This window comes from Streptomyces sp. TG1A-8 (assembly GCF_030499535.1).
In the GTDB taxonomy this organism is placed as follows: Bacteria; Actinomycetota; Actinomycetes; order Streptomycetales; family Streptomycetaceae; genus Streptomyces.
In genome coordinates this window covers 4,567,137-4,579,919 of record NZ_JASTLB010000001.1, presented here as the reverse complement: position 1 = coordinate 4,579,919, position 12,783 = coordinate 4,567,137, and the positions used below count along the sequence as shown (strand labels likewise).

10 protein-coding genes are annotated in these 12,783 nt (G+C 71.8%); 8 read left to right on the top strand and 2 right to left on the bottom strand.

Translation table 11 applies throughout. The annotated features are described in order from the left end of the window. Nucleotides 1-282 precede the first annotated feature (282 nt). The 6 genes from QQY24_RS20070 to QQY24_RS20045 all read left to right on the top strand — a co-directional run bounded on the left by QQY24_RS20070 (nucleotide 283) and on the right by QQY24_RS20045 (nucleotide 7,469). Nucleotides 283-1,329 (top strand): ABC transporter substrate-binding protein, encoded by a 1,047-nt coding sequence (locus QQY24_RS20070; protein ID WP_301974074.1) that lies wholly within the window; start codon nucleotides 283-285, stop codon nucleotides 1,327-1,329. Nucleotides 1,330-1,473: 144 nt separating this feature from the next. Next, entirely contained in the window at nucleotides 1,474-2,316 is an 843-nt protein-coding gene (locus QQY24_RS20065) for a siderophore-interacting protein (RefSeq protein ID WP_301974073.1), read from the top strand. A gap of 141 nt (nucleotides 2,317-2,457) precedes the next feature. After that, nucleotides 2,458-3,900 carry a lysine decarboxylase DesA gene (gene desA / locus QQY24_RS20060; RefSeq protein ID WP_301974072.1) on the top strand — a complete coding sequence of 481 codons (1,443 nt, stop codon included), beginning with the start codon at nucleotides 2,458-2,460 and terminating at the stop codon, nucleotides 3,898-3,900. Further along, nucleotides 3,884-5,161, top strand: coding sequence for a lysine N(6)-hydroxylase/L-ornithine N(5)-oxygenase family protein (locus QQY24_RS20055; protein ID WP_301974071.1), 1,278 nt, complete (start codon nucleotides 3,884-3,886; stop codon nucleotides 5,159-5,161). Before desA ends, QQY24_RS20055 begins: the two co-directional genes overlap by 17 nt. Then, nucleotides 5,158-5,703 carry a GNAT family N-acetyltransferase gene (locus tag QQY24_RS20050; protein WP_301974070.1) on the top strand — a complete coding sequence of 182 codons (546 nt, stop codon included), beginning with the start codon at nucleotides 5,158-5,160 and terminating at the stop codon, nucleotides 5,701-5,703. Before QQY24_RS20055 ends, QQY24_RS20050 begins: the two co-directional genes overlap by 4 nt. After that, entirely contained in the window at nucleotides 5,700-7,469 is a 1,770-nt protein-coding gene (locus QQY24_RS20045; RefSeq protein WP_301974069.1) for an IucA/IucC family siderophore biosynthesis protein, read from the top strand. The genes QQY24_RS20050 and QQY24_RS20045 overlap by 4 nt, the downstream gene beginning before the upstream one ends. 342 nt (nucleotides 7,470-7,811) lie before the next feature. On the opposite strand, the gene QQY24_RS20040 is transcribed toward QQY24_RS20045, so the two are convergent. After that, the gene (locus tag QQY24_RS20040; RefSeq protein WP_301974068.1) at nucleotides 7,812-9,377 is read right to left on the bottom strand and encodes a metallophosphoesterase family protein; all 1,566 of its coding nucleotides are present in this window, start codon (nucleotides 9,375-9,377) and stop codon (nucleotides 7,812-7,814) included. A 165-nt stretch (nucleotides 9,378-9,542) separates the two neighbouring features. On the opposite strand from QQY24_RS20040, the gene QQY24_RS20035 reads away from it, so the two are divergent. Further along, nucleotides 9,543-9,800: a hypothetical protein gene (locus tag QQY24_RS20035; protein ID WP_301974067.1), complete on the top strand. Its 258-nt coding sequence runs from the start codon at nucleotides 9,543-9,545 to the stop codon at nucleotides 9,798-9,800. A 37-nt stretch (nucleotides 9,801-9,837) separates the two neighbouring features. Then, complete coding sequence (glmS, locus tag QQY24_RS20030; RefSeq protein ID WP_301974066.1) at nucleotides 9,838-11,655, top strand: glutamine--fructose-6-phosphate transaminase (isomerizing); 1,818 nt, start codon at nucleotides 9,838-9,840, stop codon at nucleotides 11,653-11,655. Between the two features lie 104 nt (nucleotides 11,656-11,759). Here the strand turns inward: glmS and QQY24_RS20025 are convergent, their stop codons facing one another. Further along, nucleotides 11,760-12,287, bottom strand: a complete 528-nt coding sequence (locus QQY24_RS20025) for a universal stress protein (RefSeq protein ID WP_301974065.1) — start codon at nucleotides 12,285-12,287, stop codon at nucleotides 11,760-11,762. Between the last annotated feature and the right edge of the window lie 496 nt (nucleotides 12,288-12,783).

The following is a 12,783-nucleotide window of genomic DNA, read 5'->3' as shown; positions in this document are numbered from 1 at the left end:
CGCGCTGCGGGGGGAATCCGGGGCGGGCCGGCGGGGACGGGGCCGTCCCGACCGGCGGTGGCACCGGACGGCGGCCCCTCCGGCGGGCACCCGGGCGCGCGGCGGCGCACCCGGGGCGGCCGAGGAGGGCGCGGCTCCGGCCGAGAGGGCCCCGACCCCTCCCCGTGCGCCCCTGACGGCGGGCCCGGCGGACACCACCCCTGGACAGCAAGCAAGGTTAGGCTAACCTACATTCGAACTTGTCCGGCGGGCGTTCCGCCCCGTTCGAAAGCAGCCACCTCCATGCCCCATGCCCGTGCCACCCACCTCACTCGCCGCGGCCTGCTCGCCGCGGGCGGCGCCCTCGGACTCGGTGCCGCGCTCGCCGCCTGCGGGGACGACAAGGGCGCAGACACCGGCTCCGGCAAGGACACGGCCGGCGCCGCGTCCGGGCCCTGGTCGTTCAAGGACGACCGCGGCACGACCGTGAAGCTGGACGAGGTGCCGGCGAACATCGTCGCCTTCGTCGGCGTGGGCGCCGCGCTCCACGACTACGGCATCCAGGTCAAGGGCGTGTTCGGCCCGACGAGGACCAGCGCGGGCAAGGCCGACGTCCAGGCCGGCGACATGGACGTCAGCAAGGTGACGGTCCTCGGCAACACCTGGGGCCAGTTCAACATCGAGAAGTACGCGGCCCTCGCCCCGGACCTGCTGATCAGCACCATGTTCGACGACGCCGGCACCCTCTGGTACGTCCCCGAGGAGTCGAAGAAGAAGATCGCCCAGCTGGCCCCCAGCATCGGCATCTCCGTCTACGACCGCCAGCTGACCCGGCCGCTGCAGCGCATGTGGGAGCTGGCCGAGTCGCTCGGCGCCGACATGACGGCCGGCAGGGTGACGAACGCCAAGAAGCGCTTCGAGGACGCGGCCGCACGGCTGCGCGCCGCGGCCAGGGCCAAGCCCGGCATCAAGGTGATGGCCGCTTCCGCCAGCGACCAGCTCTTCTACGTCTCCGGCACCGACCTCTCCATCGACCTGGAGTACTTCAAGGCCCTCGGCGTGAACTTCGTGGAGCCCCCGAAGAGCGCCAAGAAGCAGGGCGGCGGCTGGTACGAGTCGCTGAGCTGGGAGAACGCCGACAAGTACCGGGCCGACATCATCATGATGGACGACCGCTCCTCGGCGATCCAGCCCGCCGACATCACCCAGCCGACCTGGAAGAAGCTGCCCGCGGTGCAGGCGGGCCAGGTCATCCCCCGCTCGCCGGAGCCGATCCTGTCCTACGACAAGTGCGTGCCGCTGCTGACGGGCCTGGCGGAGGCGCTGGAGAAGGCCGAGAAGGTCGGCTGAGCGTCCGCGGGGCGCGGGGCCCGCACCCCGGAGGGCCGCGGGCCCGGCCGTGACCGGCCGCGCGGACCCCGCGCCACGCGACCACCACCCCTCCTCCTCTCCCGTACCCCCGTACCCGACCCCGATGTCCGCCCAGGAGCCCTCATGACCACCGCCGTGGCCGCCCCGTTCCGTTTCTTCTCGCTCCGGGTCGTGCGGGCGAAGCGGCTCGGGCCGTCCCTGGTGCGCGTCACCTTCGCCGGACCGGACCTGCACGCCTTCCGCTCCGACGGACGCGACCAGTCCCTGTCGCTCTTCCTGCCGCACCCGGGGCAGCCCGAACCGGTGGTCCCGCTGGAGCTGGGCGACGGGTGGTGGCAGGGCTGGCGCGAACTGCCGGCCGGGGTCCGGGCGGTGATGCGCTCGTACACCCTGCGGGAGCTGCGCCGGAACCCCGACGAGATCGACATCGACTTCGCGCTGCACGGGGTCGGACCGGACGCCGCCGCACCCGCCGGGCCCGCCTCCCGCTGGGCCGCCCGCGCCACCGCCGGGGACCGGGTGCTGCTGCTCGGCCCGGCGGTCGCGGACAACCGCGCCATCCGCTTCCGGCCGCCCGGGGACACCGACCTCGTCGTCCTGTGGGGCGACGAGACCGCCGTGCCCGCCGCCACCGCGATCCTGGGGTCCCTGCCGGCCGGCACCCGGGTGCGGGCCTGGCTGGAGGTGCCGCACGCCGGGGACGTGCAGACCGTGCCGACCCGGGCCGACGCGGAGGTCACCTGGCTGGTGCGGCACGGCGGACCCCCGGGGGCCGACGCCGTGCGCGGGGCGCGCCTGCCCGCCTGCGAGCGGCCGTACGTCTGGCTGGCGGGTGAGTGCGGGCGGGTGAAGGCGCTGCGCCGGCACTTCGTGGGCGAGCGCGGGATCGACCGGCGGCGGGTCACCTTCGTCGGCCACTGGCGGCAGGGGATGACGGAGGAACAGCTGCGCGCCACCGGCGAGTAGCGCGCCGACCGCCGTACCGGTGACGGCCGTGCGGCGGAGGCATGGCCTCCCCTTTTGACTTAGGTTAGGCTAACCTAAGTTGATCTCGCGGAAGTGCGCCTCACCCGTTCCCGCACGGACAGTCCCCCGGAGGACCCCCACATGCGCTCGCACCTGCTCAATGGCCTCACCGCGGAGCACTACCGCCGCTCCGTGACCGAAGGAGTGGAGCGGGTGGCGGCGAGACTCGCCACCACCGACCGGCCGTTCACCGGCGTCACCGTGGACGCCCTCGCCCCCCGCGTCGACGCCATCGACCTGGACCGGCCGCTGGGCGACACCGCCGCGGCCCTGGACGAACTGGAGGACGTCTACCTCCGGGACGCCGTCTACTTCCACCACCCCCGCTACCTCGCCCACCTCAACTGCCCGGTGGTCATCCCGGCGGTGCTCGGCGAGGCCGTGCTCTCCGCCGTCAACTCCTCCCTGGACACCTGGGACCAGTCCGCCGGCGGCACCCTGATCGAGCGCAGGCTCGTCGACTGGACCGCCGCCCGCATCGGCCTCGGTCCGGCCGCCGACGGCGTGTTCACCTCCGGCGGCACCCAGTCCAACCTCCAGGCGCTCCTGCTGGCCCGCGAGGAGGCGAAGTCCGGCGACCTCGCCCGGCTGCGCGTCTTCGCCTCCGAAGCCAGCCACTTCAGCGTCGAGAAGTCCGCCAAGCTCCTCGGCCTGGGCCCGGACGCGGTGGTCCCGGTCCCCGTCGACCACGACAAGCGCATGCAGACGGTCGCGCTCGCCCGCGGGCTGGAACGCTGCGCGCGGGACGGCCTGGTCCCCATGGCGGTCGTCGCCACCGCCGGCACCACCGACTTCGGCTCGATCGACCCGCTCCCCGAGATCGCCCGCCTCTGCGCCCAGTACGGGGCGTGGATGCACGTGGACGCGGCCTACGGCTGCGGGCTGCTCGCCTCCCTGAAGTACCGGGACCGCATCGACGGCATCGAGCGGGCCGACTCGGTCACCGTGGACTACCACAAGTCCTTCTTCCAGCCCGTGAGTTCCTCCGCCGTACTGGTCCGGGACGCGGCGGCCCTGCGCCACGCCACCTACCACGCGGAGTACCTCAACCCGCGCCGCACGGTGCAGGAGCGCATCCCCAACCAGGTCGACAAGTCCCTGCAGACCACCCGCCGCTTCGACGCCCTGAAGCTGTGGATGACGCTGCGCGTGATGGGCGCCGACGGCATCGGGGCGCTCTTCGACGAGGTCTGCGACCTGGCCCGGGAGGGCTGGCGGATGCTGGCCGCCGACCCCCGCTACGACGTGGTGGTGGAGCCGTCGCTGTCCACCCTCGTCTTCCGCTGCGTCCCGGCGGCCGTCACCGATCCCGCCGAGATCGACCGCGCCAACCTGTACGCCCGCAAGGCCCTGTCCGCCTCCGGTGACGCGGTGGTCGCGGGCACCAAGGTGGACGGCCGCCACTACCTGAAGTTCACCCTGCTGAACCCCGAGACGACGGTGGACGACATCGCCGCCGTCCTCGACCTGATCGCCGGCCACGCCGAGCAGTACCTGGGAGAGTCCCTTGACCGCGCGTCCTGAAGCACCGACCACGACCTACGACTTCGTGGGGATCGGGCTCGGCCCCTTCAACCTCGGCCTCGCCTGCCTCACCGAACCGATCGCCGGGCTGGAGGGCGTCTTCCTCGACTCCAAGCCCGACTTCGAGTGGCACGCCGGGATGTTCCTGGAGGGCGCCCACCTCCAGACCCCGTTCCTGTCGGACCTGGTCACGCTGGCCGACCCCACCTCGCCGTACTCCTTCCTCAACTACCTGAAGGAGAGGGGCAGGCTGTACTCGTTCTACATCCGCGAGAACTTCTACCCGCTGCGGGTCGAGTACGACGACTACTGCCGCTGGGCGGCCGGCAAGCTCTCCAGCGTCCGCTTCGGCACCACGGTGACCGAGGTGACGTACGAGGACGAGCTGTACGCCGTCCGCACCGCGGCCGGTGACGTCTACCGCGCCCGGCACCTGGTCCTCGGCACCGGCACCCCGCCGCACGTCCCGGACGCCTGCCGGGACCTGGGCGGCGACTTCATCCACAACTCGCGCTACCTGCCGCACAAGGCGCGGCTGCAGCGCAAGAGGTCCATCACCCTGGTCGGCAGCGGCCAGTCGGCGGCCGAGATCTACCACGACCTGCTCAGCGAGATCGACGTCCACGGCTACCAGCTGAACTGGGTGACCCGTTCGCCCCGCTTCTTCCCGCTCGAATACACCAAGCTCACGCTGGAGATGACGAGCCCGGAGTACATCGACTACTACCACGCGCTGCCCGAGGCCACCCGCTACCGCCTCACCGACCGGCACAAGGGCCTGTTCAAGGGCATCGACGGCGACCTGATCAACGAGATCTTCGACCTGCTGTACCGGAAGAACCTGGGCGGCCCCGTCCCCACCCGGCTGCTCACCAACTCCGCGCTGACCGGTGCCCGGTACGAGAACGGCACGTACACCCTCCTGCTGCGCCAGGAGGAGCAGGGGAAGGACTACGAGCTGACCAGCGAGGGCCTGGTCCTGGCCACCGGCTACCGGTACGCCGAACCGGAGTTCCTGCGGCCCGTCCGCGACCGGCTGCGCTACGACTCCCACGGGAACTTCGACATCGCCCGCAACTACTCCGTGGACGTCACCGGCCGCGGCGTCTTCCTGCAGAACGCGGGGGTGCACACGCACAGCATCACCAGCCCCGACCTGGGCATGGGCGCCTACCGGAACGCGTACATCATCCGCGAGCTGCTCGGCACCGAGTACTACCCGGTCGAGAAGACCATCGCCTTCCAGGAGTTCGCCGTATGACCCCCACCGAACCGGCCTTCACGATCCGTCCGCTCGACCCCGTCAAGGACGCCGAGCTGGTGCACGGCTGGGTCACGCATCCCAAGGCCGCGTTCTGGATGATGCAGGACGCCGAGCCCGGGGACGTCGAGCGGGCCTACGCGCAGATCGCGGCCGACGAGCACCACCACGCCCTCCTCGGGCTGTGCGACGGCGAACCCGTCTTCCTGATGGAGACGTACGACCCCGCCCGGCGCGAGCTGGCCGGCCTGTACGAGCCGGAACCCGGCGACGTGGGCATGCACTTCCTCGTCGCGCCCACCGACAGTCCCGTGCACGGGTTCACCCGGGCCGTCATCACCGCCGTGATGGCGCACCTGTTCCAGGACCCGGCGACCCGGCGGGTCGTGGTGGAGCCGGACGTGCGCAACACGGCCGTGCACGCGCTGAACGAAGCCGTCGGGTTCGTGCCCGAACGGGAGATACAGAAGCCGGAGAAGCGGGCGTTGCTGAGTTTCTGCACACGGGAGCGGTTCACCGCGGCGACGGGGGTGGCCGCGTGAGCCCCGCCGACGCCGTGGCCCACCTGTCCCCCGAGCGCTGGGAGCGGGCCAACCGGCTGCTGGTGCGCAAGGCGCTCGCCGAGTTCGCCCACGAACGGCTGTTCACCCCCGAGCGGGACGGCGACCGGTACGTCGTCCGCAGCGACGACGGGCTGACCGCCTACCGCTTCACGGCCGCCCTGCGCGGCCTCGACCACTGGCAGGTCGACGCCGACTCGCTCACCCGGCACCGCGACGGCACCGAACTCCCGCTGGACGCGCTGGACTTCTGCATAGAGATGCGGCGGACGCTGGGCCTGAGCGACGAGATCCTGCCCGTCTACCTGGAGGAGATCTCCTCCACCCTGTCCGGGACCTGCTACAAGCTCACCAAGCCCCCCGTCACCGCCGCCGAACTGGCGCACGCCTCCTTCCAGGAGATCGAGACCGGGATGACCGAGGGCCACCCCTGCTTCGTGGCCAACAACGGGCGGCTCGGCTTCGGCGTCCACGAGTACCTGGCGTACGCCCCGGAGACCGCGAGCCCGGTCCGGCTGGTGTGGCTGGCCGCGCACCGCTCACGGGCCACGTTCACGGCCGGGGCCGGCATCGAGCACGAGGACTTCTTCCGCCGGGAGCTGGGCGCGGCCACCGTGGAGCGGTTCCGCGCCGCGCTCACCGCGCAGGGGCTCGACCCCGCCGACTACCTGCTGATCCCGGTCCACCCCTGGCAGTGGTGGAACAAGCTCGCCGTCACCTTCGCCGCCGAGGTGGCCCGCCGGCACCTGGTGTGCCTGGGCGAGGGCGAGGACCTGTACCTGGCCCAGCAGTCCATCCGGACCTTCTTCAACACCTCCGACCCGCACAAGCACTACGTGAAGACGGCCCTGTCCGTGCTCAACATGGGCTTCATGCGCGGGCTGTCGGCCGCCTACATGGAGGCGACCCCGGCGATCAACGACTGGCTGGCCCGGATCGTCGAGAACGACCCGGTGCTGAAGTCGACCGGGCTGTCGGTCATCCGGGAGCGGGCGGCCGTCGGCTACCGGCACCTGGAGTACGAGCGGGCCACCGACCGGTACTCGCCCTACCGGAAGATGCTGGCCGCGCTGTGGCGGGAGAGCCCGGTGCCGTCGCTCGGCGAGGGCGAGTCGCTGGCGACGATGGCTTCGCTGCTGCACGTGGACCACGAGGGCGCCTCCTTCGCGGGCGCCCTGATCGAGCGCTCCGGGCTCACCCCCGCCGCGTGGCTGCGGCGGTACCTGCGGGCGTACTACGTCCCGCTGCTGCACAGCTTCTACGCCTACGACCTCGTATTCATGCCGCACGGCGAGAACGTCGTCCTGGTCCTGAAGGACGGGGCGGTGCGGCGGGCGGTCTACAAGGACATCGCCGAGGAGATCGCCGTCCTGGATCCGAACGCGGTGCTGCCGCCGGAGGTGCGGCGGATCCGGGTCGAGGTGCCCGAGGACCGGAAACTGCTGTCGATCTTCACGGACGTCTTCGACTGCTTCTTCCGGTTCCTCGCGGCGCACCTCGCCGCCGAGGGGATCCTGCAGGAGGACGGCTTCTGGCGCACGGTCGCCGAGGTGACCCGCGCCTACCAGGAGGCAAACCCCCAACTGGCCGACCGGTTCAGGCAGTACGACCTGTTCGCCCCCGAGTTCGCGCTGTCCTGCCTGAACCGGCTCCAGCTGCGCGACAACCGGCAGATGGTGGACCTCGCCGATCCCGCGGGCGCGCTCCAGCTCGTGGGGACGCTGAGGAATCCGCTGGCGGACTTCTAGCACCCCGGACGGACGGGCACCCCGCGGACGGTCCCGCGGGGTGCCCGTCGCCGTCCGGTCAGCACGCGGGCCAGGGCACCTGCGGCGGCCCGCGGTGGTGGACACCCCGCGAGGTGGTCGCCGATCCGGCGGACCCTGCCGGGGGCGTCCGCCGCCACGCGGACGCGGGCGGCGGGGGTGATGCGGTGCGCGGTCGCGGCCGGCCGGACCGATGCGCGGGAATCGCCCGGGAGGACGGCGGTGGGAGCGCCCGGACACGGGCGGGCGGGCGGCCCCCGCACCGGGGGCCGCCCGCCGGTGCCGGTGCCGCGCCCGTGCACCGGGGCGCGGGCGCGGCGGGGGTTACTTCGCCCGGCGGGAGACCGTGAAGTGGTCGATGCGCTCGCCGGTCTCGGCGATGCCCGACACCGTCAGCGTGGCCTGCCGGCCCTTCGCGGCGGGCGCGACGTCCACGCGCAGGAAGGAGTAGTCGAGGTAGCGCACCCGCGACCAGGTGACCGTCTCGTTCTGCTTGCCGTCCTTGGTGTTGACGAAGGAGGCGACCGAGTCCAGTTCGTGCTCGTGGCCCTCGTAGGTGTCCGGGGCGCTGAACGCGTACAGGCTGCGGCCCGCCGCGCCGGCCGTGACGTACACCACGCCCTCCGTCTCGGGGTAGGCGGTGCCGCCGATCGGGAGCTTCTTGGCGACCGCGCCGGCCTTGATGACGTCGGTGCGCTCGTACTGGTGGTTGTGGCCGTTGATGACCAGGTCCACCGTGTACTTCTCGAACAGCGGCACCCACTCCTGGCGCACCCCGCCCTCCGAGGCGTGCGCGGTGGAGGTGCAGTAGGCGCAGTGGTGGAAGAAGACGACGACGAAGTCGACGTCCCTGGAGGCGCGGAACCTCTTCAGCTGGCCCTCCAGCCAGGTGGTCTGGGTTCCGCCGGAGATGCCCAGGTTCGCCGGGATCTCGAAGGAGACGTCGTTGGCGTCGAGCGAGATGACCGCCGTGTTGCCGTAGACGAAGGAGTAGACGCCCGGGAGGTTCTTCCGGTCCGGCCCGTTGTCGGGGAGCGTCCAGCGGGCGTCCTCGCCGCCGTAGCCGTTGGGCGAGTACCAGGCCTCCATGTCGTGGTTGCCGTAGGCCGGCATCCACGGGACCTGCTTGGCGACGGACTCGGTCTGGGCCAGGAACTGGTCCCAGGTGCGCGAGTCGAAGCCGGTGTCGGTGGTCCTGCCGGCGCCGGACGGGTCGGCGTAGGCGATGTCACCGGCGTGCAGGTGGAAGGCGGGGTCCTGGCCGAGGAGCAGGCTGTTGTTGGCCAGTCCGTGGTAGCCGACGCCCTCGTCGCCGAAGGCGGTGAAGGTGAACGGCGTCTTGTGGGCGGGGGCGGTGGTGAAGGTGCCCAGGGTACCCGCGAGGTGGGGCGCGGCCGGGTCGAAGCCCTGGTGGCCGACGCCGTAGTAGTAGGTCCTGCCGGGGCGCAGGTGGGTGAGCCTGGCGTGCAGATAGTACTGGGTGTGGTCGCCGCTCGCGCCGACGCCGGCCGGGGTATGCAGCGTGCGGACCTCGGCGTCGATCCGGCGGGAGAGGTCCCAGGGGTGGGCGCCGATCCGGATGAACGGCTTCTTCACCGCGACCGGGACCTGCCAGGAGACGGTGATCTCGGTGCGCGGGTCGTTGCCGTAGGCCAGGTGGCGGCCGAAGGGGGCGACGAGCGCGCCGTCGACCGCCTCGGTGGCGGCGGCGGTGTGCCGGGTGGGCGCGGCGGCCCGGGCGGTGGCACCCGGCACGAACGCACCGCCCGCGACGGCACCCAGCGTGACGGCTCCGCCCCTGATCATGGTGCGCCGCGAGAACCTGGCGCGCAGGTACTCGTGCTGCTCGGCCATGCTCATGCGCTCGGCCAGCTTCTCGGGTACGCCCATACGAGGAATGTCCATGGCGTCTGAAACTCGCCTGTCGGGGCAACACGGCGCAAGACGCCGGATGGACAGCTTGCAAACAGCGCCCCACAAAACGTTCCCCGGCATCCTGCCCGGAATCGGGCAGGAATCTTGCGAAACTCTCGCTCTTACCCCAGGATCTACCGGGTGCACGAGGAACTTGTCGATCACCTGACGCGGTCCACGCCCCTGAACCGGGGCGAGGCGCTGCGGGTGGTCCAGGACGTCCTCGCCTACTTCGACGAGACGACGCAGGACTACGTCCGTCGCCGCCACCGCGAACTGCAGGCCCAGGGCCTGACGAACGCGGAGATCTTCGAACGGATCGAGGCGGACCTGAAATACCGGGCGGTCGCACCGCCGGAGCTGACGCTCCGGCAGCTGCGCCGCATGGTCTACGGCTGACAAGTGGCCGGAACCACGACCTGAGGAACACCCCCACATGTGCGGAATCGTCGGATACATCGGCAAGCGTGACGTGGCCCCGCTGCTGCTCGAAGGCCTGCAGCGGCTGGAGTACCGCGGCTACGACTCGGCCGGCCTCGTCGTCGCCTCCCCGAAGACGGCCGGCCTGAGGATGGTCAAGGCCAAGGGCCGGGTGCGCGACCTGGAGGCCAGGGTCCCGGCGCGCTTCAAGGGCACCACCGGCATCGCCCACACCCGCTGGGCCACCCACGGCGCCCCCTCCGACGTGAACGCCCACCCGCACCTGTCGGCCGACCACAAGGTCGCCGTCGTGCACAACGGCATCATCGACAACGCCGCCGACCTGCGCCGCAAGCTGGAGGCGGACGGCGTGGAGTTCCTCTCCGAGACCGACACCGAGGTGCTCACCCACCTGATCGCCCGCTCCGCGGCCGAGAAGCTGGAGGACAAGGTCCGCGAGACCCTCCGCCTCGTCGAGGGCACGTACGGCATCGCGGTCATGCACGCCGACTTCGCCGACCGGATCGTGGTGGCCCGCAACGGCTCCCCGGTGGTCCTCGGCATCGGCGAGAAGGAGATGTTCGTCGCCTCGGACATCGCCGCGCTGGTCGCCCACACCCGGCAGGTGGTGACGCTGGACGACGGCGAGATGGCCACCCTCAAGGCCGACGACTTCCGCACCTACACCACCGAGGGCACCCGCACGAGCGCCGAGCCGACCACCGTGGAGTGGGAGGCGGCGTCGTACGACATGGGCGGCCACGACACCTACATGCACAAGGAGATCCACGAGCAGGTGGAGGCCGTGGACCGGGTGCTGCGCGGCCGCATCGACGACCGGTTCTCCACGGTGCACCTCGGCGGCCTCAACCTGGACGCCCGCGAGGCGCGCCGGATCCGCCGGGTGAAGATCCTCGGCTGCGGCACCTCGTACCACGCGGGCATGATCGGCGCCCAGATGATAGAGGAACTGGCCCGCATCCCCGCCGACGCCGAGCCGGCCTCCGAGTTCCGCTACCGCAACGCGGTCGTGGACCCCGACACGCTGTACGTCGCGGTCTCCCAGTCGGGCGAGACGTACGACGTGCTCGCGGCCGTGCAGGAGCTGAAGCGCAAGGGCGCCCGGGTGCTGGGCGTGGTCAACGTGGTCGGCTCGGCGATCGCGCGCGAGGCCGACGGCGGCATCTACGTGCACGCCGGCCCCGAGGTGTGCGTGGTGTCCACGAAGTGCTTCACCAACACCTGCGTCGCCTTCGCCCTGCTGGCGCTGCACCTCGGGCGCACCCGCGACCTCTCGGTGCGCGACGGCAAGCGGATCATCGAGGGCCTGCGCGGGCTGCCGACCCAGATCGCCGGGATCCTGGCGCAGGAGGAGGAGATCAGGAAGCTGGCGGAAGGCTGCGCGGACGCCCGCTCGATGCTCTTCATCGGCCGCGTGCGGGGCTACCCGGTGGCCCGTGAGGCCTCCCTGAAGCTCAAGGAGGTCTCCTACATCCACGCCGAGGCCTACCCCGCCTCCGAGCTGAAGCACGGCCCGCTGGCCCTCATCGAGCCCGCCCTGCCGACGGTCGCGATCGTGCCCGACGACGACCTGCTGGAGAAGAACCGCGCCGCCCTGGAGGAGATCAAGGCCCGCAGCGGCAGGATCCTCGCGATCGCCCACCGGGAGCAGGAGAAGGCCGACCACACCGTCGTCGTGCCGAAGAACGAGGACGAGCTCGACCCGATCCTCATGGGCATCCCGCTCCAGCTCCTCGCGTACCACACGGCGAAGGCCCTGGGACGGGACATCGACAAGCCGCGGAACCTGGCCAAGTCGGTGACGGTGGAGTAACCCTCGCGGGGCGCGCCGTCCGGCGCGCGCGAGCGCGGCGCGCCGGACGGCGCGACGGCCCCCTGGCGTGCCGCTCGGCACACCGGGAGGCCGTGCCCGCACGGTCAGGGAATGACGATCACCGGTCGCCGGGCCCGCTTGGCCAGCCGTCCGGCCACGGACCCGAAGATCCGTCCGGCCAGGCCGTGCGTGGAGCCCACCACGATCGCGTCGGCCTCGTACTCTTGCCCCACCTCTTCGAGTTCGTGGCAGATGTCGCCACCGCGCTCGACCAGGATCCAGGGCACCTCGGCCAGGTGCTCCGCGCAGGCCAGTTCGAGGCCGAGCACCTCGGTGCGGTGGTCCGGGACGTCCACGAAGACCGGCGGCTCGCAGCCGGCCCACACGGTGGTGGGCAGGCGGTTGGCCACGTGCACGATGATCAGGCCCGCGCGGGAGCGGTGGGCCATGCCGACCGCGTAGGCGAGGGCGCGCTCGCTGGAGGTGGAGCCGTCGAAGCCGACGACCACCCCGTGCTGGAAGGCGGGGTCGCAGGAACGGCGCGACTCCCCCACCGCCAGGGGATCGGCCGCCGTCGGATCGGCGACCGGCCGCTTGCGGTCCGCGGGTTCGAAGAATTCGTGACCGGCCATGGCTGTCTCGGCGTGGTGATCCTTTGTGGTGGGATGGGACCGTGCTGCGGAGCTGTGTCCGGGAAACGCCTTCCCAAGCCCATACCCCCAAGGGTACGGCGGTACGCCTCCACCGCCCAGTTCTCGCGCACGCTGCGTGAACGATCCCACGACGTCCGTGGGGCTCCCCGGAGCATGCACGAGCGGCGCCCGCAGCGCAATGGTTGCTGTCCCGTACAGGCGGTTTGCACGGCCCCGCGGAACCGGCCCCGGTGACCGGGTGGTCGCACGCGCGTTGACAGGGGGTGATCCACCGCCCCGGGGAGCACCGGACGCCCGGTCCACGGCCCACCACCGGCCCGCAGCCCGTCCCGGACACCGCCGGCGGTGTCATGCGCCGGGCGGCCTTGGGCCGCACCCTCGTCCCCGTGGCGCTCCCCCGGTGCGGCACCCCGCCGGCCGGTGCCGCCGGCACCGGCCTGGGCCCGGCCGTCCGCCGGGTCCCGCTGCGCCGCCC